This is a genomic window from Butyricicoccus intestinisimiae, assembly GCF_018918345.1.
GTDB lineage: Bacteria > Bacillota > Clostridia > Oscillospirales > Butyricicoccaceae > Butyricicoccus_A > Butyricicoccus_A intestinisimiae.
Genome location: NZ_JAHLQI010000001.1, coordinates 237136 through 257956 on the forward strand (window position 1 = coordinate 237136; position 20821 = coordinate 257956).

At 48.6% G+C, this 20821-nt stretch carries 20 protein-coding genes and 1 other annotated feature; all 20 genes read left to right on the plus strand.

What is annotated here, in order from left to right; genetic code table 11:
• The first annotated feature begins 3 nt into the window (after positions 1-3).
• The 20 genes from rsgA to srtB all read left to right on the plus strand — a co-directional run bounded on the left by rsgA (position 4) and on the right by srtB (position 20782).
• Positions 4-891, plus strand: coding sequence for a ribosome small subunit-dependent GTPase A (gene rsgA / locus KQI75_RS01235; protein ID WP_216468869.1), 888 nt, complete (start codon positions 4-6; stop codon positions 889-891).
• The gene (locus tag KQI75_RS01240; RefSeq protein ID WP_216468870.1) at positions 888-1514 is read left to right on the plus strand and encodes a thiamine diphosphokinase; all 627 of its coding nucleotides are present in this window, start codon (positions 888-890) and stop codon (positions 1512-1514) included. The genes rsgA and KQI75_RS01240 overlap by 4 nt, the downstream gene beginning before the upstream one ends.
• A 21-nt stretch (positions 1515-1535) precedes the next feature.
• A complete protein-coding gene (locus KQI75_RS01245) occupies positions 1536-1775 on the plus strand; it encodes a TIGR03905 family TSCPD domain-containing protein (protein WP_216468871.1) in 240 nt (79 codons plus the stop codon).
• 360 nt (positions 1776-2135) lie between these two features.
• Positions 2136-3332 carry a pyridoxal phosphate-dependent aminotransferase gene (locus KQI75_RS01250; protein WP_216468872.1) on the plus strand — a complete coding sequence of 399 codons (1197 nt, stop codon included), beginning with the start codon at positions 2136-2138 and terminating at the stop codon, positions 3330-3332.
• Positions 3333-3534: 202 nt separating this feature from the next.
• Positions 3535-4965, plus strand: coding sequence for an adenylosuccinate lyase (gene purB, locus KQI75_RS01255; RefSeq protein WP_216468873.1), 1431 nt, complete (start codon positions 3535-3537; stop codon positions 4963-4965).
• Between the two features lie 331 nt (positions 4966-5296).
• A complete protein-coding gene (locus KQI75_RS01260) occupies positions 5297-6220 on the plus strand; it encodes a DUF2971 domain-containing protein (protein ID WP_216468874.1) in 924 nt (307 codons plus the stop codon).
• Between the two features lie 48 nt (positions 6221-6268).
• Positions 6269-6503 (plus strand) — a binding site (T-box leader).
• Between the two features lie 71 nt (positions 6504-6574).
• Positions 6575-9214, plus strand: a complete 2640-nt coding sequence (locus KQI75_RS01265) for a valine--tRNA ligase (protein WP_216468875.1) — start codon at positions 6575-6577, stop codon at positions 9212-9214.
• 5 nt (positions 9215-9219) lie between these two features.
• Positions 9220-10509 carry a bifunctional folylpolyglutamate synthase/dihydrofolate synthase gene (locus tag KQI75_RS01270; RefSeq protein WP_216468876.1) on the plus strand — a complete coding sequence of 430 codons (1290 nt, stop codon included), beginning with the start codon at positions 9220-9222 and terminating at the stop codon, positions 10507-10509.
• Positions 10510-10609: 100 nt separating this feature from the next.
• Positions 10610-10969 (plus strand): anti-sigma factor antagonist, encoded by a 360-nt coding sequence (locus KQI75_RS01275; protein WP_216468877.1) that lies wholly within the window; start codon positions 10610-10612, stop codon positions 10967-10969.
• Entirely contained in the window at positions 10954-11397 is a 444-nt protein-coding gene (spoIIAB, locus tag KQI75_RS01280; RefSeq protein WP_216468878.1) for an anti-sigma F factor, read from the plus strand. The genes KQI75_RS01275 and spoIIAB overlap by 16 nt, the downstream gene beginning before the upstream one ends.
• A complete protein-coding gene (locus KQI75_RS01285; RefSeq protein ID WP_216468879.1) occupies positions 11384-12103 on the plus strand; it encodes a SigB/SigF/SigG family RNA polymerase sigma factor in 720 nt (239 codons plus the stop codon). The genes spoIIAB and KQI75_RS01285 overlap by 14 nt, the downstream gene beginning before the upstream one ends.
• A gap of 200 nt (positions 12104-12303) precedes the next feature.
• Complete coding sequence (locus KQI75_RS01290; protein WP_216468880.1) at positions 12304-13389, plus strand: S-layer homology domain-containing protein; 1086 nt, start codon at positions 12304-12306, stop codon at positions 13387-13389.
• 436 nt (positions 13390-13825) lie between these two features.
• Positions 13826-14701 (plus strand): site-specific integrase, encoded by an 876-nt coding sequence (locus tag KQI75_RS01295; RefSeq protein ID WP_216468881.1) that lies wholly within the window; start codon positions 13826-13828, stop codon positions 14699-14701.
• Between the two features lie 221 nt (positions 14702-14922).
• Entirely contained in the window at positions 14923-15621 is a 699-nt protein-coding gene (locus KQI75_RS01300; protein WP_216468882.1) for a hypothetical protein, read from the plus strand.
• A gap of 8 nt (positions 15622-15629) precedes the next feature.
• Positions 15630-17081, plus strand: coding sequence for a sugar transferase (locus KQI75_RS01305; RefSeq protein ID WP_216468883.1), 1452 nt, complete (start codon positions 15630-15632; stop codon positions 17079-17081).
• A 14-nt stretch (positions 17082-17095) separates the two neighbouring features.
• Positions 17096-17812 carry a CpsB/CapC family capsule biosynthesis tyrosine phosphatase gene (locus KQI75_RS01310; protein WP_216468884.1) on the plus strand — a complete coding sequence of 239 codons (717 nt, stop codon included), beginning with the start codon at positions 17096-17098 and terminating at the stop codon, positions 17810-17812.
• Between the two features lie 73 nt (positions 17813-17885).
• Complete coding sequence (locus tag KQI75_RS01315; protein ID WP_216468885.1) at positions 17886-18548, plus strand: hypothetical protein; 663 nt, start codon at positions 17886-17888, stop codon at positions 18546-18548.
• The gene (locus tag KQI75_RS01320; protein WP_216469292.1) at positions 18541-19278 is read left to right on the plus strand and encodes a CpsD/CapB family tyrosine-protein kinase; all 738 of its coding nucleotides are present in this window, start codon (positions 18541-18543) and stop codon (positions 19276-19278) included. The genes KQI75_RS01315 and KQI75_RS01320 overlap by 8 nt, the downstream gene beginning before the upstream one ends.
• Positions 19275-20009, plus strand: a complete 735-nt coding sequence (locus KQI75_RS01325; protein ID WP_216468886.1) for a YveK family protein — start codon at positions 19275-19277, stop codon at positions 20007-20009. Before KQI75_RS01320 ends, KQI75_RS01325 begins: the two co-directional genes overlap by 4 nt.
• Complete coding sequence (gene srtB, locus KQI75_RS01330) at positions 20006-20782, plus strand: class B sortase (protein ID WP_216468887.1); 777 nt, start codon at positions 20006-20008, stop codon at positions 20780-20782. The genes KQI75_RS01325 and srtB overlap by 4 nt, the downstream gene beginning before the upstream one ends.
• Positions 20783-20821 lie beyond the last annotated feature (39 nt).

The following is a 20821-nucleotide window of genomic DNA, read 5'->3' on the forward strand; positions in this document are numbered from 1 at the left end:
GCTATGAAACAGGAGAATGGATTCATTCTCAAAGGAATCGGCGGATTTTATTATGTTCGCACGGATTCTGGAGTGATAGAATGCAAAGCACGCGGAAAATTCCGCAAATCATCACAAAAACCTGTAATCGGTGACCGTGTCATGATTGAAGTACAGGACGACGGCACGGGTTACATTATGTCAATTGAACCGAGAAAAAACAGATTGATTCGGCCGGCAGTCTCCAATATCGACCAGCTTGTCATTGTATGCAGTGCGGCACCTCCGGTGACAGAAACGCTGCTCATTGATAAAGTCACGGCGATTGCAGAGCACAAAGGCATGGATGTCTTGATTGTCATCAATAAGTGCGACATCAATCGAGGCGATCATTTATATGACATTTACACACAGGCAGGATTTCAGGTTTTCCGCGTCAGCGCACAGACCGGCGAGGGTGTAGGAGCACTTCGAGAACAGCTGACGGGGAAAATTTCTGCATTTGCAGGAAATTCCGGTGTTGGAAAGTCCAGCTTGCTCAATGCCATCGACGAAAAGTTCCAGATGGAAACCGGCTCAATCAGCCCGAAAACAGAACGCGGCCGTCACACGACACGGCATGTGGAGCTGGTGGAGCTGGAAACCGGTGGATTTATTGCGGATACGCCGGGATTTTCTGCTTTTGATGCAGAGCGCATGGATCTCATCCTGAAGGATGATTTACAGTACGCATTCCGTGAATTTGAGCCGTATCTGAATCAGTGCCGATTTACCGGCTGCGCCCATGTCAAGGAAAAGGGCTGTGCCATTCGGCAGGCTGTGGAGGAAGGCAAAATTGCCAAGGAACGACACGAGAGCTACTGTCAGCTGTATGAAAGTGTTCGGAATCTGAAGGAGTGGGAATTGAAATGAATGTGCTCATGATCGCAGCTGCGCCGGAGACCGATTACGAATATGTCAAACCGCTGGCACAGCGGGCGGATTATATCATCTGTGCCGACGGCGGCGTGCGTCATGCGCAAGCGTGCGGAATCCAGCCGGATTTGGTCGTTGGGGATTTTGATTCGGGAAGCTGTCCAGATTTCGATGTCGAAGTAATCCGGCTCAAGCCGGAAAAAGATGACACGGATTTGCTCAGCTGCACGCGCGAAGCGCTGCGGCGCGGCGCAGATACCATTACGTATGTGTGCGCATCCGGCGGCAGAATTGACCACTTTCTTTCCAATCTGTCTCAGTTGGAGTTTTTGTATGAACATGGATGCAGCGGTGTATTTGTGGACAGCAGAAACCGTGTGACATTTCACGGCGGCGGTACAGTGACGTATCCGGCAGATCCGGCGTACAAGTACGTCGGCATCATTCCATTGGATGACAAGCTGACCGGATTGACGCTGCGCGGCACCAAGTATGTTGTGACAAACGCAGAGGTCTCTCGTTTTGAGCCGTACACGACCTCGAATGAACCGGCCGCACCGGAATATTCGATTACGATTCAGCGCGGACGAGCGCTTGTCATTGAGAGCAAAGACAAATAAAAAATACAGGAGGATATTGAAATGAATGTATACAAGACAAAGGGAACCTGTTCCCGCGAGATTCACTACAGTGTCAAGGACGGCGTGGTAGAAAGCATCGAGGTTATCGGCGGATGCAACGGCAACCTGAAGGGCATTTGCCGTCTGATTACCGGTATGCCGGTAGAGCAGGTAATCAAGGCGTTTAAGGGCGTTGACTGCGGTGGCCGCGGCACCTCATGTCCGGACCAGATTGCACAGGCACTGGAGCAGGCAAAGTAATTGTGAAATCACATCAAAGAGCAGAGCTGTAAGGCTCTGCTCTTTTTCATGCCATGTAAAAAATGCAATATGCATGACTGTAAAATTGCATTTTATCCGCGCGTTGCAGGAAAATGAAATGCAGGCTGCATTCTCGTAAATTTCATTTGTGCAAAATGTCACGATATGGGAAAACATCTTTTGGTTTTTGTTCAAAGTATGGAAATTTCCAATTATATCGAATAGAAATGCTATTTTTGGTTGCAAAAATGGTTAGAAATCACTATAATATCAGATAGTTAAGTGAAAAGATACATGCGGAATCTCAAGCCGCAGAGGCGAAGGGCTTCGGAAAGAATTCGCCCCGGAAAGGAACATATTATGGTTAAACCAATTTCTAAAATTGCAGCCGCAATCGCTCCGTCCGCCACGCTGGCAATCAGCGCAATGGCAAAGCAGATGAAGGCCGACGGCATCGACGTTGTCAGCTTTGGCGCAGGTGAGCCGGACTTTAACACCCCGGAAAACATCAAGGAAGCAGGCATCGCTGCTATTCAGGCAAACAAGACCAGATATACCCCGGCTGCCGGCATCATCGAACTGAGAAAGGCAATTTGCAACCGCATGAAGGAAGATCTTGGTCTGGAATATGAGCCGAGCCAGGTTGTTGTAGCATCCGGCGCAAAGCACAATGTATACCTCGCTATCATGACTTGCTGTGATCCGGGCGACGAGGTTGTTGTAGCAGCTCCGTACTGGCTGAGCTACGCAGAGATGATTCGCATGGCTGGCGCTGTTCCGGTAGAAGTTCGCGCTACTGCTGAGCACCATTTCAAGATTACCGCTGACGAGCTGGAAGCAGCAATCACCGAAAAGACCAAGATGTTCATGCTCAACTCCCCGTCCAACCCGACCGGCATGGTATACACCAGAGAAGAGCTGGAAGCACTGGCTGCTGTCTGTGAGAAGCACGGCCTCTATGTTCTGAGCGACGATATCTACTACAAGCTGGTATATGATGGACTGGAATATACCTCTATTGCATCGGTTTCTCCGGCAATGAAGGAGCAGTGCATTGTTATCAACGGCGTATCCAAGACCTACGCAATGACCGGCTGGCGTGTTGGCTATGCGCTGGCAAATCCGACCGTTGCAAAGGCAATGTCCAGCTATGTCAGCCATTCCACCGGCGCTCCGGCAACCATGGCACAGTGGGCTGCTTTGGAAGCACTGGAAGGCGATCAGGGCTCTGTTGAGGAGATGCGTCAGCAGTTCGAGAAGCGCCGCGACCATCTGGTAGAGCGCATGAACAAGATTGAAGGCGTTTCCTGCATCAAGCCGCAGGGTGCGTTCTATGTCATGATGGATATGTCCAGCTTTGTCGGCAAGACCATGTACGGCAAGAAGATTGAGAACGACGGCGATTTCGCAGCACTGTTTCTGGAGAAGGCTCTCGTAGCAACCGTTCCGTGCACCTCTTTCGCTGCACCGAACTACCTGCGCTGGTCTTACGCAACCTCTATGGAGAACATTGACAAGGGTCTTGACCGTCTGGAGAAGTTCATCGCTGAGGCATAAGCGAAAAAATAAACGTTTTAGTAAGAAAGAAGTTATCTGCCAAAAGCGGATAACTTCTTTTTTTCTCCCAAATTGTATCTTATCTGCATAGGCAAATTTGTATACAAAGCATCTTGCCTTTTGGTCGATTTTCGCCTAAAATAGAAGAAACACTTGTATGTGGCGCGGGGAAAACCAGCGCCAGGAAAGGAATTTAGTGAGTATGAGCAACGTATACGAAAGTCCGTTTTGTTCCCGTTACGCCAGCCCGGAGATGCTGTATATCTTCTCTCCGGATATGAAGTTCTCCACCTGGCGCCGTCTTTGGGTTTCTCTCGCGAAGGCTGAGAAGGAGCTTGGTCTGCCGATTACACAGGAGCAGATCGACGAGATGGAAGCCAACATTGACAACATTGATTATGAAGTGGCAAAGAAGCGCGAGAAGGAAGTGCGCCATGACGTTATGGCACATGTTTACACCTTCGGCAAGGTCGCTCCGAAGGCTGCAGGCATCATCCATCTGGGTGCAACCTCTGCATATGTAGGCGATAATACCGACATCATCCAGATGCAGGAAGGCATGAAGCTGGTTCGCAAGAAGCTGGTTGCTGTCATTCACCGCCTGTCTGACTTTGCTGCTCAGTACAAGGATATGCCGACGCTGGGCTTTACCCATTTCCAGCCGGCACAGCTGACCACCGTTGGCAAGCGTGCTACTCTGTGGATTAACGAGCTGCTGATGGATCTGGATGAACTGGAGTTCCGTATTGCCAATATGCGCATGCTCGGCTCTAAGGGCACCACCGGTACACAGGCAAGCTTCATGGAGCTGTTTGACGGTGACCATGAGAAAATCCGCAAGATGGAGCAGATGATCGCTGCTGACTTTGGTTTTGACGGTGTGGTTCCGGTATCCGGTCAGACCTATTCCAGAAAGATTGACGCACAGGTTGTCGCAACGCTGGGCGGCATTGCACAGTCCGCAAGCAAGTTTGCCACAGATATGCGTCTGCTGCAGCACCTCAAGGAGCTGGAAGAGCCGTTTGAAGCACATCAGATCGGTTCCTCTGCGATGCCGTATAAGCGCAATCCGATGCGTTCGGAGCGTATCTGCTCGCTGGCTCGTTATGTCATGATTGATACACTCAATCCGGCTGTTACCTCTGCAACGCAGTGGTTCGAGCGCACGCTGGATGACTCCGCAAACAAGCGTATTTCTGTTCCGGAAGCATTCCTTGGTATCGATGCTATCCTGAACATTATGATTAACATCTCTGAGGGTATCGTGGTTTATCCGAAGTCCATCGAGAAGCGCGTGATGAGCGAGCTGCCGTTTATGGCAACCGAAAACATCATGATGAGTGCAGTAAAGCGCGGCGGCAACCGTCAGGATCTGCATGAGCGCATTCGTGAGCACTCTATCACTGCCGGCAAGCGCGTAAAGGAAGAGGGACTGGACAACAATATGGTTGATTTGATCGCTGCTGATCCGATGTTTGGTCTGACCAAGGAAGAAATTCTGGCTGAGATGGATCCGAAGGCATACATCGGCCGTGCACCGCAGCAGGTAGAGGATTTCATCAAGAATGATGTTATGCCGCGCATCGAGAAGTATCTGGCTGACGATAACATTCAGGTTGAAATCAATCTGTAAAGCCGATTGAGAGAACGCCGTTTGCGCGTATTACTGTGCAGCTGTTTCTATTGTATTTTCGATTGGCACTACAGACACCGCATTTTATTACGTATTTCATCAGAGATTGCTGGTAAACCATGTCTGATGTTATACTTTTACTCATGAGAGGTAGAGGCTTCTTTCGGGTTCGTTTGGTGTAGAAACTAAACCATAACCCATGAGCCTCTATCTCTCTATTTTTTTATTCAATTATTCAAGATATATTTTATTTTAGAACCCTGCATTGCATACCTATTCTTAGTATGATACAATAAAGCAATGTAAAAATAACCATTTAAAGGAGTGCAAAATGGATTCAACAGATAATACAGTGTACCATTATACATCGCCAAGTGGATTATTGGGCATTGTAGACAACGGGGAAGATAGCAAGAATGCGAAACTGTGGTTTACACGATGGGATAGCTTGAATGACAAAAATGAACGGTACGATATTCAAGAAGTGTTAAAAGAGTATAAGGAGTTGAAGGGAGATGATATACGCGAAGAATTTCAGGACGCTATTCAAGAGCTGATAGATACAGAAGTGGATGAATGGGAATTGTCAGCAGAACCAGTTACGATTGATGCTAATGAACGGATCGTCAGTGAAATGGATTCTAAGAATGTATACATCTGTAGTTTTTCTACAGATGGAGATTCTTTGCCGATGTGGAACTATTATTCAAAATCGAGCCGCTATGAAGGCTATGCGTTGGGAATAGATTTCGTAAAATGGGAGAATATCGAAAATCCTTATGGATATATGTTGAATAAATATCAGATTATTTATCAGGAAGAAGATAAAAGGAAAAAATTAGATGAGATTCTTTTAAAATGCGAGCAATCTTTAGAAATTTTCAAAAAAAGGCGAGATCCGGAAGATGTTAAACCGGAAGATATTGAACGAGTTAAACGAGATCTTTCGTTGTCTATAGCGGAATTGCAATTCTGCTTTAAAGATGAACATTTTTCTCACGAGAAGGAAGTACGAGTCATTTTGCGAATTCCAAAAGATAAAGATATTTCTAACGGATTACCAACAAAATATTGGACAGGAAATGGCTATATTATTCCGTATGTGGAAGCTTCTGTGCCTAAAGAGGCAATTACTTCTGTTACAGTTGGGCCGCTTTTAGAGAAGGAATTAGCAGAGAAAAATGTAAAAGAAATGATGGAAAGCAGAGGCTACTCTTGCAAAGTACATACTTCAGAGGTTCCTATACGCTTTTAAGTGTTGACAATCTCGCCTTGCCATACTATAATATACAGGTCTAAACAGAGATCGACGCTGAAGAAGAGGAGTACATTCCTGTGCCAGCAAAGAGAGAAGCCGGTTGGTGCGAGGCTTCGCGGCAGGGATTGGAAGGTAGCTTCTGAGTCAATGTGCCGAAACCAGCTTGTCTGGCGCGTAGGAACATTCGGTTTGTCGCCGTTATCCGACACAAAGTGCACGCAGGCACGCCCTGTGTGAATGCAAGGTGGTACCGCGGAGGATACAAGTCTTCGTCCTGATGAATTTAGGACGAAGACTTTTTTTCAGCTAAAGATCCAATTTCAATGATTATACAAGGAAGGAGGCAATTTTGTGACCAACGAATTGCCAAAGACGTATGACCCGTCTGCGACAGAAGACAAGCTGTACAAGACGTGGGAAGAAAAGGGCTACTTCAATGCAGAAGTAGACAAAAACAAAAAGCCGTTTACGATTGTTATTCCGCCTCCGAATGTAACCGGTCAGCTGCATATGGGTCACGCGTTTGACGAAACCCTGCAGGATATTTTGATCCGTACCAAGCGCATGCAGGGCTACTCTGCGCTGTGGATGCCGGGCACAGACCACGCAGGCATCGCTACCCAGATTAAGGTAGAGGAAAACCTGCGCAAGGAAGAGGGTCTGACCCGTTACGACCTCGGCCGTGAGAAGTTCTTGGAGCGCGTATGGGCGTGGAAGAACCAGTACGGTGACCGCATCATCCAGCAGCTCAAGAAGCTGGGTTCCTCCTGTGACTGGCGCAGAGAGCGCTTTACGATGGATGAAGGCTGCTCGAAGGCTGTCAAGGAAGTGTTTGTCAACCTGTACAACAAGGGCTTGATTTACAAGGGCAGCCGCATCATCAACTGGTGCCCGCACTGTGCAACGGCGCTGTCTGATGCCGAAGTAGAGTATGAGACCCAGCCGGGCAAGCTGTGGTATATCAAGTACGACATCAAGGACTCGGACGAGTGCATGATTGTCGCTACCACCCGTCCGGAGACCTTCATGGGCGACAGTGGCATCGCTGTCAATCCGGAGGATGAGCGCTACAAGCATCTGGTTGGCAAGATGGCAATTCTGCCGATTATCGGCCGTGAGATTCCGATTTTTGCCGATGATTATGTTGATAAGGAATTTGGCACCGGTTGTGTAAAGACCACGCCGTGCCACGACCCGAATGACTTTGAGATGGGTCAGCGCCATAATCTGGAGCAGATTCTCGTGTTCAATGAGGATGCAACCGTCAATGAAAACGGCGGCAAGTATCAAGGCATGGATCGCTATGAGTGCCGCAAGGCAGTTCTGGCAGATCTGGAAGCAGAGGGCCGTCTGGTCAAGATTGAGGATCATACCCATAATGTCGGCACCTGCTATCGCTGCGGTACCACGGTAGAGCCGATGACCTCTGCACAGTGGTTCGTCAAGATGGCGCCGCTGGCAAAGGATGCTATTCGCGTTGTCGACGAGGGCGAAATCAAGTTTGTTCCGGAGCGCTTCAGCAAGACATACACCCATTGGATGGAAAACGTGCATGACTGGTGCATTTCCCGTCAGCTGTGGTGGGGTCACCGCATTCCGGCATACTATTGCGAGGACTGCGGCGAGATGGTTGTTGCCAAGGAAGATGTGACGACTTGCCCGAAGTGCGGCGGTCATCACATTCGTCAGGAAGAGGACGTGCTGGATACATGGTTCTCCTCTGCGCTGTGGCCATTTTCCACGCTGGGCTGGCCGGATAAGACGCCGGAGCTGGAATACTTTTATCCGACGGATACGCTGGTTACCGGCTATGATATTATCTTCTTCTGGGTTGCCCGCATGATTTTCTCCGGCATGGAGCACATGAAGGAAGTTCCGTTTAAGACGGTTTATATTCACGGTCTGGTGCGCGACGAGCAGGGCAGAAAGATGTCCAAGTCTCTGGGCAACGGCATTGACCCGCTCAAGGTCATTGACCAGTACGGCGCAGATGCGCTGCGCTTCACGCTGGCAACTGGCAATTCGCCAGGAAATGACATGCGCTACTCCAAGGATCGTGTTGAGGCAAGCAGAAACTTCTGCAACAAGATCTGGAACGCTTCCCGCTTTATCCAGATGAACCTGACCATTGACAAGGTACAGCTGCCGAAGACGCTGACCATGGAGGACAAGTGGATTCTGTCCAAGTTCAATACGCTGGTACAGGATGTCACGACGAACATTGACAAGTATGAGCTGGGCATTGCCGCACAGAAGCTCAATGACTTTATTTGGGATGTATTCTGCGATTGGTATATCGAGATTGCAAAGACTCGTCTGCAGAACAAGGACGACAAGGAGACCTGCGAGAACGTACAAAACGTGCTGTGCTATGTGCTGTCCGGTTCGATGCAGCTGCTGCATCCGTTTATGCCGTTCATCACCGAGACCATTTGGCAGGCACTGCCGCATGAGGGCGAGACCATCATGCTGTCCAAGTGGCCGGAGTATCAGGACGAGCTGAATTTCCCGACCGAAGAAGCACAGATGGAAATGCTGATGGACAGCATCCGTGCAATCCGTAACCGCCGTGCAGAGATGAATGTTCCGCCGTCTAAGAAGGCACAGGTTTATGTTGTGACCGAGGACAAGGCACGTCAGGAAGTCTTTACGGAGGGTGAGGCTTGCTTCCTCAAGCTCGCTTATGCAAGTGCGCTCAATGTTTCCGCAGAAGCACCGGCTGACGCAGCCAAGATGGTTTCTGTTGTCACCGGTGATGTGCAGATGTACCTGCCGATGAACGAGCTGGTCGACTTCGAGAAGGAGAAGGCTAGACTGAATAAGGAACTTAAGAAGGCACAGAAGGATCTGGACTTCATCAACAAGAAGCTGAACAATCCAGGATTCCTGAACAAGGCGCCGGAACAGGTTGTTGAGGGTGAGCGCGTCAAGGCTGCCAAGCTCAACGATCAGATTGCCAAGCTCAACGAGAGCATCGCTGCGCTGGACTAATTTTTATGGTTGGTTACGAACAGACGTTAGAGCGCATACATGCCCACGGCAGATTCAGCGGCACACCGTGCTTGGATCGCATCCGTGCCCTGCTGGCGATATTGGGAAATCCACAAAAAAAACTGAAATTTATCCATGTTGCGGGTACAAATGGCAAGGGAAGCATCGCGGTGTTAAGTGCATCCGCTTTACAGCAGGACGGATACAAAACCGGTCTGTACACCTCGCCGTTTATCATGGATTTCTGTGAGCGCATCCGCGTCAATGAACAAATGATTCCGCGCGAAGACCTGTGCCGCATTGCGGCGCAGGTCGCGGAAAAAGAGCAGCAGCTGATTTTACCGGAAGGCGAGCACATCGGGGAATTCGAGTTCACAACCGCGTGTGCGATGCAGTATTTTGCAGAACAAGCGTGTGATATTGTCGTGCTGGAAGTCGGCCTCGGCGGACGGTATGACGCGACGAATATCATAGATGCACCGGAAGTTGCTGTGATGGCACACGTGGCGCTGGATCACATGGCGGTGCTCGGCAATACGGTAGAAGAAATTGCTGCGGATAAAAGCCATATTGTCAAGCCTGACAGTGTGCTCGTCAATTATCCGGAGCAGAAAGACAGCGTAGACGATGTTCTTGCCCGCCGCTGCTATGAGGTGACAGCGCAGTACATCAAAGCGCCAATGCCGGAAATTGCGTCCTGTACATTGGAAGGCACGGACTGTGTGATTGACGGCAAACCATTTCATCTGCGCCTGATTGGCAGACACCAAGCGTACAATGCGGCAACGGCATATGCTGTGCTGCAGGTGCTGAACAAAAAGGGCTGGCATATCTCCGCGCAGGCGATTGCTGACGGGTTTGCTCGTGCAGGGATTGCAGGCAGACAGGAGATTGTGCAGACCGACCCGCTTTTGATGATTGACGGCGCGCATAACGTAGACGGCGTGACTGCGCTGTGTGCAACGCTGGATGATTTGCTGCCAGCGGGCGGCATTTCGCTGGTATTGGGCATGGTGGCGGACAAGCAGTATGAAGCCTGTGTGCGGATGCTGGTTCGCCGCGCGGATTCCGTCTACACCGTGCAGCCGGATAATCCGCGCGCTTTGGACAGCCGCACGCTGACCACGATGATTCGCACGTTTTCTCCGTACTGCAACGTCATTGACTGCGGAGATGTGCCGTCTGCGCTCAAGCGCGCTGTGCGCTATGCGGACGAATCGGACGCCGTCATTGTATGCGGTTCGCTGTATGTTGCGGGCGAAGCAAAAAATGCGCTGGCAGATGGTATAATCTGACAGATTATTTTTCAGAAACTTTTTATAATAGAATCGTTCTTCGAGAGAAGAACGGTTCTATTTTTTTTGCCTATATTGCGAAGGTTGGGAGGAAAACAGCATGAAATGTTCGCATAAACGAGAGAAACAAGGCATTGTGATACGCTTTTGCGGAGAACTAGGGCATCATGAGGCGGCACAGTGTGTCGAATATCTGGAAAAAACCATGATACTATATGCAAATGACCCGATTATTTTGGATTTGTCCGGTTTGACCTTTATGGACAGCTCCGGCATTGCCGTGGTGCTCGGAGCGCAGCGGAATCTGTTGGGGGCGGGGCAAACATTTTGTGTGATTCGCACACCGCCGTCCGCGATGCGCATTTTCAAGGCGGCAGGCATTCAAAAACGCGTGCAGTTTTTGCCGGATCTGCCGACATTGCATTTGGAAGAGGAGGAACCGGTATGCGCAGGGAAATAAACCAGATGAGCATCAAATTTCCGAGCCGTTCGTGCAACGAGGCATTTGCACGGCAGGCAGTCGCGGCATTTGCTGCACAGCTTGACCCGACGATTGAGGAGATGAATGACATCAAAACAGCGGTCAGCGAGGCGGTCACCAACTGTATTGTGCATGCGTACAAAGAGCGAACCGGATACATAACCATACAGGCAAAGCTGTTTGAGGGCGGAGAAATACAGATTTCAGTTCGAGATAAAGGCTGCGGCATACCGGATGTGCCGCGGGCGCGGCAGCCGATGTTCACAACCGGTGACGCGGGGCGTTCCGGTATGGGATTTACCATCATGGAGAGCTTTATGGACAAGCTGCGCGTTCGCTCGCGCGAAGGCATCGGCACGCAGGTTGTGATGACCAAGCGCATAGCAATTCGTTTTGGACAGAAGTAACGAACAGCTGCGCCTGCTGCGATTGGCGCAGAGCGGCGACACAGCCGCCAAAGAACAGCTCATCAGAGACAATCAAGCGTTGGTTTGGAGCATTGTCAAGCGATACACAGGGCGCGGCACAGAGGCAGAGGACTTGTTTCAGCTGGGAAGCATCGGACTGCTCAAGGCGATAGAGGGCTTTGACTGCACATATGGCACACGGTTTTCTACCTATGCGGTGCCCAAAATTTCCGGAGAAATTCGGCGGTTTTTGCGCGATGACGGCGCAATGAAAGTCAGCCGCAGTGTCAAAGAACTGGGCTATCGCGTGCACACGGCGCGGGAAACGCTGCATCAAACGCTGTCCAGACCGCCGACCATTCACGAGATTGCCAATTGGCTGGAGGTTTCACCGGAAGAAATTGCGGCTTGCGAGACCGCACTGCTGCCGCCGGATTCGCTGCAGCGCGAAATCGGAGAGGACGGCACGACACTGGAACAGATGCTTGGAGAAGCATGCATGGAGGAACGTGTCGTTGAATCTCTGGCGCTGCGAGAAGCCATGGAGCGATTGGATGTTCGGTCGCAGCGCATTTTGCTGCTGCGATATTTTCGCGGGCAGACCCAGCAGGCGTGTGCGCGGCAGCTCGGTATTTCTCAAGTACAGGTGTCGCGGCTGGAAAAAAAGGCGGTGCAGCAGCTGCGAAAATGGCTGGCGCAAGAGTAAGTATTATGGATAACTCAAAAGAGTTATATTGAGAAAAGGCAAAAATTAAAATAGAATAAAAAAACCACTTTGAAATTTACTAGCATAAAATACGCAAATAAATAGGCAAAAAACTGCAAAAACACTATTGGACAACGCAAATTTGTGTGATATATTAAACAAAAGGCACGATACTTCTTGAAAAGAAGGAAGGGGATTATATGAAGAAAAACACAACAATTCGCATCGCAACGGGGATGATGGCTGCGTGTTTGTTATGTGGAAATGCGTACGCTCTGGATGCTGTTTCACAACAGAACAGCACGGAAATCGTTGCCGCGGCACAGCAGGAGCAGACGGTTGCCGCGAGCAAGACCGGATACGCGACTGCCAACGTGAACGTTCGTTCTAAGCCAAGCAACGACGCGGAAATTCTGGGAACGCTGAGCAAGGGCACGCGGGTGGAGATTATCGGAACATCCGGCAATTGGTACGAGATTTCTTTTTCTGGCAAGTCCGGATACGTGTACAACAAGTACATTTCGACGACCAAACCGACGGAAGATCCGAAGCCGTCTACGACACAGACGGTTTATACGACCGCTGATTTGAATGTTCGCGCACAGCCAAATACCAAGGCTACGGTTCTGGGCACGCTGAAAAAGGGAACGGAAGTACAAACGACAGCGCTCAAGGATGGCTGGTACACGATTTCTTTTGCCGGAAAGACCGGATATATCAGCGCAAGCTATACGACGACGACCAAGCCGGGACAGGCAACCACGACAGGATTCACCGATGTTCCAAAGACTGCTTGGTATTACAATGCGGTCAATTGGGCAGTGAAAAAGGGCATCGCAGCGGGTACATCCAAAACGACGTTCAGCCCCAATCAGGTCTGTACGCGTGCGCAGGCAATCACGTTCCTGTGGAGAAATGCTGGCAGTCCGGATGTGACAAAGTCTGTTGCCAACAAGTTCGGCGATGTGAAATCATCGGATTGGTATTACAAGGCCGTCATGTGGGCGGTTTCCAAAAATATCACTTCCGGCACCTCCGCAACGACGTTTAGTCCGAGCAAGACGTGCTCGCGCTGTGAAATCGTGACATTCATGTGGAAGGCAAACGGTAAGAAAAAGGCCGTTGTCAAGAATCCATTTACCGATGTCAAGGTATCTGATTGGTATTATGAACCGGTCATGTGGGCTGTTGCCAACGGCATCACCAGCGGCGTGACAAAGACAACCTTCGCGCCAAAGGATTCCTGCACCCGTGCACAGGTTGTGACGTTCCTGTATAACTCGTAAAAGCATCTCGAGGGATGAGAATTAAAAGCCGCTTTTTATGCAACTTTTTTTGCATAAAAAGCGGCTTTTTGCGTTATAGAAGAAAAAATCATACAGAATTATTTTAAACATGCTGTAAGATTGATATAATAGACGGAATTGTGGATGAAACGCGACAATATGGGAAAAATAATAACGATTTGAAGTGAGGGGCGTGCCCGCATTTCAAATCGTTATTTTTATATAAATTCGTAGAATATACCATCCTATGAAACCGCTTTATGTATATATTTTATAATTTTATGTCGAATTTGTCAATGGTTACGCCTTCGCCTGCGTTAATTTTGCCTAATAATCGTGAATTTGTACGAAATATAAGAGATTTAAGCCCGAAATCCGGGGAGATTCCTGTGCATTCGCCGTCAAAATTTTAGTCGACAGAAAGGGGTATTTCAATATGCCGAAAAAAGGTGAAAATATTTACAAACGCAAGGATGGACGTTGGGAAGGACGATACATTCGCGGCAGAAAAAACAACCGTGCCGTCTACGGATATGTTTATGGTCAAACGTACCATGAGGTGAAGGAAAAACAGCGATTTGCCGTACAAAATCTGACACAAATGAGTGGAAATCGTACGCATGAGCAATACACGCTGCGCATGGTGGCAGACAAGTGGTTTTATCATACGAAACCGCAGGTCAAAGAATCAACATACCGAAAGTATCAAAACGTGTGGACGTGGTATATCGAACCGGCGCTCGGAAATATGCCGGTTTCTCAGCTGAGAAATCAGCACATCGAATCGTTCTGTACGGAGCTGCGCGTCTCCGGCGGCGTCAAAAAGAGCGGTCTTTCTGCCGGAACGGTCACTGCTGCCGTTTTTCTTCTCAGGAGCATGCTGCATTTAGCCGTCAAGTTGGATATTTCTGTCTCTTGTGATTTGCAGGCAGTTACCGTGCGGCAGGAACAGACGGATATCCGTGTGTTCACACACAACGAGCAAGCAGTTTTATGCCGGTATCTCCTGTCGAATTTTTCGCTTAAAAACGCCGGAATCTTGCTGTGCTTGTTCACCGGCATTCGTGTGGGTGAGCTTTGCGCCCTCCGTTGGGAAAATATATGCTTGCAGGATCGTGTATTGTGCGTGCAGCACACCATGCAGCGAATCCAAACCGACACGCCGTTCGATCAAAAGACGAAGGTAATGATTACTTCTCCGAAAAGCAAGCATTCTATCCGTGTGATTCCGTTGCCGGAAGATTTCGCAAAGCTCCTTGCCTCTATCCAGCCGGAATCCTCGTCGGGATTCTTTTTGACCGGAAAAGCGTGACCATATGCAAAAACTTTCTGCGTTATTTTCCGTCAAATAACACGTCAAAGGATGTAAGAAACCTCCATATTTAGGGCTTTTATTGAGGATTTTCATAGGATGGTATATTCTACGAACAAGTCTGTCAAGGCTGCGCGCACGGGGGAGCGGAAGCCTCGGCAAGGTTTGCAGAACGATGAGACGTTCCAATATTATGCGAAAGGAGCATGCGCGGGGAAGATATGAAGCGAGAACTGACTGGAAAACGATACGGGAAATTGACTGTATTAAATAAGACGGATAAACGGAAAAATGGATGTATTATTTGGCACTGCCGCTGCGACTGCGGCAACGAGATTGAATTATCCAGCAGGAAATTAAAAAACGGCGTCACCAACAGCTGCCGCTGTGACTGCGGAAAAGAGGTTTTGCTGGCGCGCAATGTCCTGACCTCCGGAAACACAACGAGCTGTGGCTGCGGAGTACATAAAGAACCGGAAGATTTGACCGGCAAGCGCTTTGGAAAGCTTACGGTAATTTCTTATCAAGGCAAGGTAAACGGTCACAGAACTTGGAATTGTCGCTGCGACTGCGGAAAAACGACGGTTGTACGCGAGAGCAATTTGAAAAACGGACTGTCTAAGAGTTGCGGCTGTGAGCACTCACCAAAGAAAATTCTGCATTTCGTAGATGGAACGTGTCTGGAACACTTGCAGACGAGCCATATTTCGAAGGCAAATACCAGCGGTGCGCGCGGCGTATACTTCAACAAACAGCGCAAAAAATGGATTGCGCAAATTATGTTTCGAGGAAAATGTCATTATTTAGGGGGATTTGATGACTTCGATGAAGCAGTAGAAGCACGGAAGCAGGGTGAAGAAATGTTCCTTGATGTACTTCGCGCACATCAGGGAGAAAATCAATCTCCAATGGAAGAATAGAGAAATGTATGTATAAAAGAGATACGAAAAGATGGCTGAAACATGCAGATTTTATTATCATTGATTTTATATGTCTGCAGTTGAGCATGGTTGTGGCATATTTTATTCGCTTTGGATTCGGCAATCCATATGCAGATGATGTATATCGCAACGTTGATATTGTGGCGGAGTTAATCAGTCTGTTTGTTATTATTTATTTTGAGACAATGCAGGGCATCCTGAAACGCGGGAAATACCAAGAGTTTGTGAAAACACTTCATCAGGTGGTTTTGGTTTCCCTGTTGAACATAGGATATCTGTACATAATTCATCGGGCTGACGTTTATTCCCGTACCGTGATGATTTGGTCGATTGTTCTGTACTTTACTTTCGACTATAGTTTCCGGTTGGTTTGGAAAAATTGGCTGCACAAGAAAGGATGCGGAACCCATACGCGCTCGTTGCTTTTGGTGACAGTCAGCGATCGCGCAGAGCAATGTGTTGCGACATTTGAAGCCAACAACTACGAAAAATTCCACGTGGCGGGTCTGGTGATTCTGGACGATGACAAGGTGAAAACGTCTGTACACGGCATACCGGTCGTTGCGAGCGGAAAGACGCTGATAGAATATGTTCGCGGCGCATGGGTTGATGAAGTTCTAGTTGACGTGCCGGATGATATGGAAGGCATTGACGTCATCAAGGATGAGCTGTACACCATGGGCATTGTTGTGCATCGCCGTTTGATCAATGTCGTTTCGGCGTCCAAAAAACGGCAATTTGTCGAAAATGTCGGTGGATTTACCGTGCTCACGACAAGCATCAATTGTGCATCGCCGCTGGAGCTGTTGTGCAAGCGCCTGTTGGATATTTTGGGCGGTTTGGTCGGTACGGTTCTCACCGGCGTTCTGTGTTTGGTTATGGTGCCTGTTATCAAAACGCAGTCACCCGGACCAGTGTTCTTTACACAAGAGCGTGTGGGTAAAAATGGAAAACGGTTTCAAATTTATAAATTCCGCACCATGTACATGGACGCAGAGGAGCGCAAAAAGGAATTGATGGCGCAAAATCGCGTGAAGGACGGCATGATGTTCAAGATTGATTTCGATCCGCGCATCATCGGCAACAAGGTTTTGCCGGACGGCACGCAGAAATCCGGTTTTATGGATTTGGCTCGCCGCCTCAGCTTAGACGAATTCCCGCAGTTCCTCAACGTACTAAAAGGAGATATGTCGCTCGTTGGCACACGACCGCCGACGGTGGATGAATATGAAAAATACCAGCTGCATCATCATGCGCGGCTGGCAACAAAACCGGGCATTACCGGTATGTGGCAGGTGAGCGGCAGAAGCAATATCACAGATTTTGAAGAAGTTGTTCGTCTGGATACGAAATACATTCAGGAATGGACATATGGACTGGACATCCGCATTCTTCTTCGAACGGTTGCGGTTGTTCTGAAACGAGAAGGTTCGATGTAAAGAAAGAAGTTCTCATGGTTATTGATATGCATACACATATTCTTCCACATATGGATGATGGAGCGAAAGATACCGACATGACACGGCAGATGCTGCAAAAATCCTATGCGGAAGGCACCGAAATGGTGATAGCAACGCCGCATTTCTGCCATGGAATGGACAGAAAGCGCTGGGAAGCCAAGCGGCAAACGGCGTGGGAAGCTGCTTGCCGCATAGCGGAAGAAATCCATCCGGACTTTCGGATTTTAGTGGGGGCAGAGGTCTATATGGAGTCCGGCATCCGAAAGGATTTGGAAGCGGGCGTCCCGCTGACGATGCACCATTCGCGGGTCATTCTTATTGAATTTTCAATGAGTGCCAATTATATGTATATCAAGAACTCGGTGATGATGCTACAAAGTATGGGATATGAGCCAATTTTGGCGCATGTAGAACGCTATCAAGCGCTGATGCAGCAGGAGCGGGTCAAAGAATTGTCCCGAATGGGGGTAAAAATACAGACGAATACGACGAGCATACTCGGACATTCCGGCAGGAAAGTCAAACGCTATGTCATGCAGCTGCTCAAGCAGGAGCTCATTGATATGGTCAGTTCAGATGCTCATGACATGAAATACCGAGTCCCCGGTATGAAAAAATGCATGAAATATTTGAACAGAAAATTGGATGCATCGTATTGTAGACAAATCTTTGGCGAAAATATGCGTCAATTATTCATTTCATCGGTATAAGCTGGAAAACCAGTTTGTATAGAAAAACAAAACAGTATCCGTCTCAATGGATACAAGCAAAGGGAGTTATCTCATGAAAAAAATCATCAAAAGAGCCGCAGCAGTGGTTTGCGGCGCCGCACTTGTGGCAACCATGACACTTTCCGCTTTTGCTCTTCCGAGCCCGTCCGTCAGTGGATTTGTAAAGGATGTAAAGAGCGCAGTGGACGCCAACGGCAACGCAGTAAACATTATTGTACAGCTGGTAGCCGATGCAAAGTTTGATGCAGCAGAACAGAAGGCTGTAGATGCCCTGCGCGCAAACCCGACCGCTGAACTCAAGCGCATTCTGGGCAGCGAATACAAGGACACCTTGCAGCTGGTAGACATCCGCAACGTCAAGATTGACGGCGATGCTTCCAAGGTGAAGTTTCCGGTAACAGTGACCTTTGATGTTCCGGGTGTTACTGCTTCTTCCGAGGCAATTCTGCTGCACTATGTAGAAAAGGATAATCAGTGGGAAGTAATCCACGCAAAGACCGGCGATAAGACCATTGAGGCAAGCTTCAATTCCCTGTCTCCGGTAGCATTTGTTGTCGATACGACCACAGCAACGAACATGGACAAGACCGATAAGACTTCACCGAAGACGGGTGAGCCGGCTGTTCCGATGGGAGCAATTGTCGCAGTGATTGCTGTTGCAGCAGGCGGTTTGTTCTTTGCCGTAAAGAGAGGTACTGTATCTCGTGATGCATAATGTAGTCTCCGTTAATCCGCAGGGTCGGTTGGATCGACAGAAGGGGGAGATCATCCGTACCCTGCGGGCTAATATTGAGTTTACTGGGGTTGAAAATCGCGTCATTGCTATCACAAGCGCACATCCAAATGACGGAAAGAGTACAACATCGTTTTATCTTGCGGGATCGTTTGCCGATGCGGGAAAAAAGACGCTGTATGTTGATGCAGATCTTCGAAAATCCGTGTTTGTCGGCGAATACCGCATCAAACGTGCTGAATACGGTCTGAGCCATCTGCTCTCCGGTCAAAGGGAGTTTGATGAGGTTGTCTATGATACCAATATTCACAATCTGTCCATCATTGTCGCGGGCACGTTCCCGACTAATCCATCAGAATTAGTCGGAAATGCGCGTTTTGCAGACATGATAGCAAAAGCACGGCAGGAATTTGATTATGTGATTATCGACACGCCGCCGATTGGCAGTGTCATTGATGCTGCGGTGATTGCAAAGCAGTGTGACGGTTCGATTTTTCTCATTGCATCGGACACGGTTTCGCGCGGTGAAGCAAGAGAAATGGTTCGTCAGCTGCGCGCTGCCAATGAAAACATTCTCGGCGCTGTTCTGACGAAAGCAAATGTCGGCCGAGGCAAGTATTACTACTCGAAGTATGGATACTATCACAAATACGGCTATGGCGAGTACGGCGTGTACGGAGCAAAACAAACCGAGAAAGTAGGACAACGATGAACAATAACGGTATCGATATTCAGGAAGATGAAATTGACCTGCTGGAATTGTTGCATCATTTTGTGCGAAAATGGTGGTTATTTCTGATCGGCGGTGCTGTTGGCGGTGTAGTATTCTTTCTGGTTACGTCCTTTCTCATCACCCCGCTGTATGAATCTTCAGCTACCATTTATATTTTGTCGAAAACAACCAGCATTACAGCGGCGTTGGACATGACAACCGGTGAAAAACTGGCAGAAGATTTTACCATTATTGCCACCAGTCATCCGGTGCTGGATGATTCGGCAAAGCAGATCAAGCAGGATACCGGAAAAGACATTACGAGAGAGCAGATGGAAAAGATGGTCACTGTCTCGGACGATGCGACACGTTTGCTGGTCATCACAGCAACCAGCGATGATCCGGAAACCGCGGCGCTTGTCGCCAACGCTGTAGCGGCGCAGACGAGTGAAAAGATGGCTGACATCACAAAAACCGATGCACCGACAACGGTAGAGTCGGCGGAAGCAGCAAAAGAGCCATCCAGCCCGAATGTCTTAAGGGATACCGCAATCGGCATCGTTGTCGGCATTGGCGTGATCGGATTGATTCTCTTGATCGACTTCCTGATGAATGACCGCATTATCAATGAAGAGGATATTGAAAAATATCTGGGTCTTTCCACCTTGGCTGCCTTGCCGGATCGAGACCCGCACAAGACTAAGAACCGCAATCGTAAGAGGAGCAGATGAAAATCATGAAAAAAGGGCTTGGAAGAAAACAAAAGATTGTTTTTTCCCTTCTGTTTTTGTGTGTTCTAGGACTGGCTGCCGGCTGCTTCTGGCACAATAGTCAGAAGCAGCCGGTCAAATCTGCTGCGGCAGAAAACCAGACCCAGACAACAAAGGAAACAGCAGGCAGCGGTTCCGCACAGCAGACAGAAAAGCCGGAGATCCCCATTGATTTTCAGCAGCTGCAAAAGGAAAATCCCGATATTTATGCGTGGCTCCGCATTCCGGATACCACGATAGATTATCCGATTTTGCAGAGTGAGACAGATAATGACTATTATCTGTTCCATACGCCAGAGGGAAAATCCGGTTATCCGGGATCTATTTATACAGAAAATTACAACAGCGAGGATTTTCAGGATTTTAATACCGTGATTTACGGTCACAAAATGCGCAATCACACAATGTTTGCTGATTTGGAATATTACGAAGATATTGATTATCTCAAGCAGCACAATAGGATTACGATTTACACACCGGATCACATCCGGACGTATCAGGTCTTTGCTGCGGTTACCTATGACAATCGACATATTATGTATTCGTTTGACTTTGTCAACAAAGAACAGCGGCAGGCTTATTTGGATTCGCTCAAAGCGGTTCGCAATATGGCAACCTGCTGGGATGACAGCGTCGACGTGACAACAGACGATAAAATCATCACATTGTCTACATGCAATGGCAATGATAAACAGCGTTTTTTGGTGGAGGCAGTGCTGATTGATGAAACATGATTCCAAAAAAAGAAAACAAGTGATCCTTACGCTTGTCGT

What these genes read in the sequence shown, in the direction of transcription:
- rsgA (WP_216468869.1), top strand. Translation starts at nt 4, where the DNA reads ATGAAACAGGAGAATGGATTCATTCTCAAAGGAATCGGCGGATTTTAT.
- KQI75_RS01240 (WP_216468870.1), top strand. Translation starts at nt 888, where the DNA reads ATGAATGTGCTCATGATCGCAGCTGCGCCGGAGACCGATTACGAATAT.
- KQI75_RS01245 (WP_216468871.1), top strand. Translation starts at nt 1,536, where the DNA reads ATGAATGTATACAAGACAAAGGGAACCTGTTCCCGCGAGATTCACTAC.
- KQI75_RS01250 (WP_216468872.1), top strand. Translation starts at nt 2,136, where the DNA reads ATGGTTAAACCAATTTCTAAAATTGCAGCCGCAATCGCTCCGTCCGCC.
- purB (WP_216468873.1), top strand. Translation starts at nt 3,535, where the DNA reads ATGAGCAACGTATACGAAAGTCCGTTTTGTTCCCGTTACGCCAGCCCG.
- KQI75_RS01260 (WP_216468874.1), top strand. Translation starts at nt 5,297, where the DNA reads ATGGATTCAACAGATAATACAGTGTACCATTATACATCGCCAAGTGGA.
- KQI75_RS01270 (WP_216468876.1), top strand. Translation starts at nt 9,220, where the DNA reads ATGGTTGGTTACGAACAGACGTTAGAGCGCATACATGCCCACGGCAGA.
- KQI75_RS01275 (WP_216468877.1), top strand. Translation starts at nt 10,610, where the DNA reads ATGAAATGTTCGCATAAACGAGAGAAACAAGGCATTGTGATACGCTTT.
- spoIIAB (WP_216468878.1), top strand. Translation starts at nt 10,954, where the DNA reads ATGCGCAGGGAAATAAACCAGATGAGCATCAAATTTCCGAGCCGTTCG.
- KQI75_RS01290 (WP_216468880.1), top strand. Translation starts at nt 12,304, where the DNA reads ATGAAGAAAAACACAACAATTCGCATCGCAACGGGGATGATGGCTGCG.
- KQI75_RS01295 (WP_216468881.1), top strand. Translation starts at nt 13,826, where the DNA reads ATGCCGAAAAAAGGTGAAAATATTTACAAACGCAAGGATGGACGTTGG.
- KQI75_RS01300 (WP_216468882.1), top strand. Translation starts at nt 14,923, where the DNA reads ATGAAGCGAGAACTGACTGGAAAACGATACGGGAAATTGACTGTATTA.
- KQI75_RS01305 (WP_216468883.1), top strand. Translation starts at nt 15,630, where the DNA reads ATGTATAAAAGAGATACGAAAAGATGGCTGAAACATGCAGATTTTATT.
- KQI75_RS01310 (WP_216468884.1), top strand. Translation starts at nt 17,096, where the DNA reads ATGGTTATTGATATGCATACACATATTCTTCCACATATGGATGATGGA.
- KQI75_RS01315 (WP_216468885.1), top strand. Translation starts at nt 17,886, where the DNA reads ATGAAAAAAATCATCAAAAGAGCCGCAGCAGTGGTTTGCGGCGCCGCA.
- KQI75_RS01320 (WP_216469292.1), top strand. Translation starts at nt 18,541, where the DNA reads ATGCATAATGTAGTCTCCGTTAATCCGCAGGGTCGGTTGGATCGACAG.
- KQI75_RS01325 (WP_216468886.1), top strand. Translation starts at nt 19,275, where the DNA reads ATGAACAATAACGGTATCGATATTCAGGAAGATGAAATTGACCTGCTG.
- srtB (WP_216468887.1), top strand. Translation starts at nt 20,006, where the DNA reads ATGAAAATCATGAAAAAAGGGCTTGGAAGAAAACAAAAGATTGTTTTT.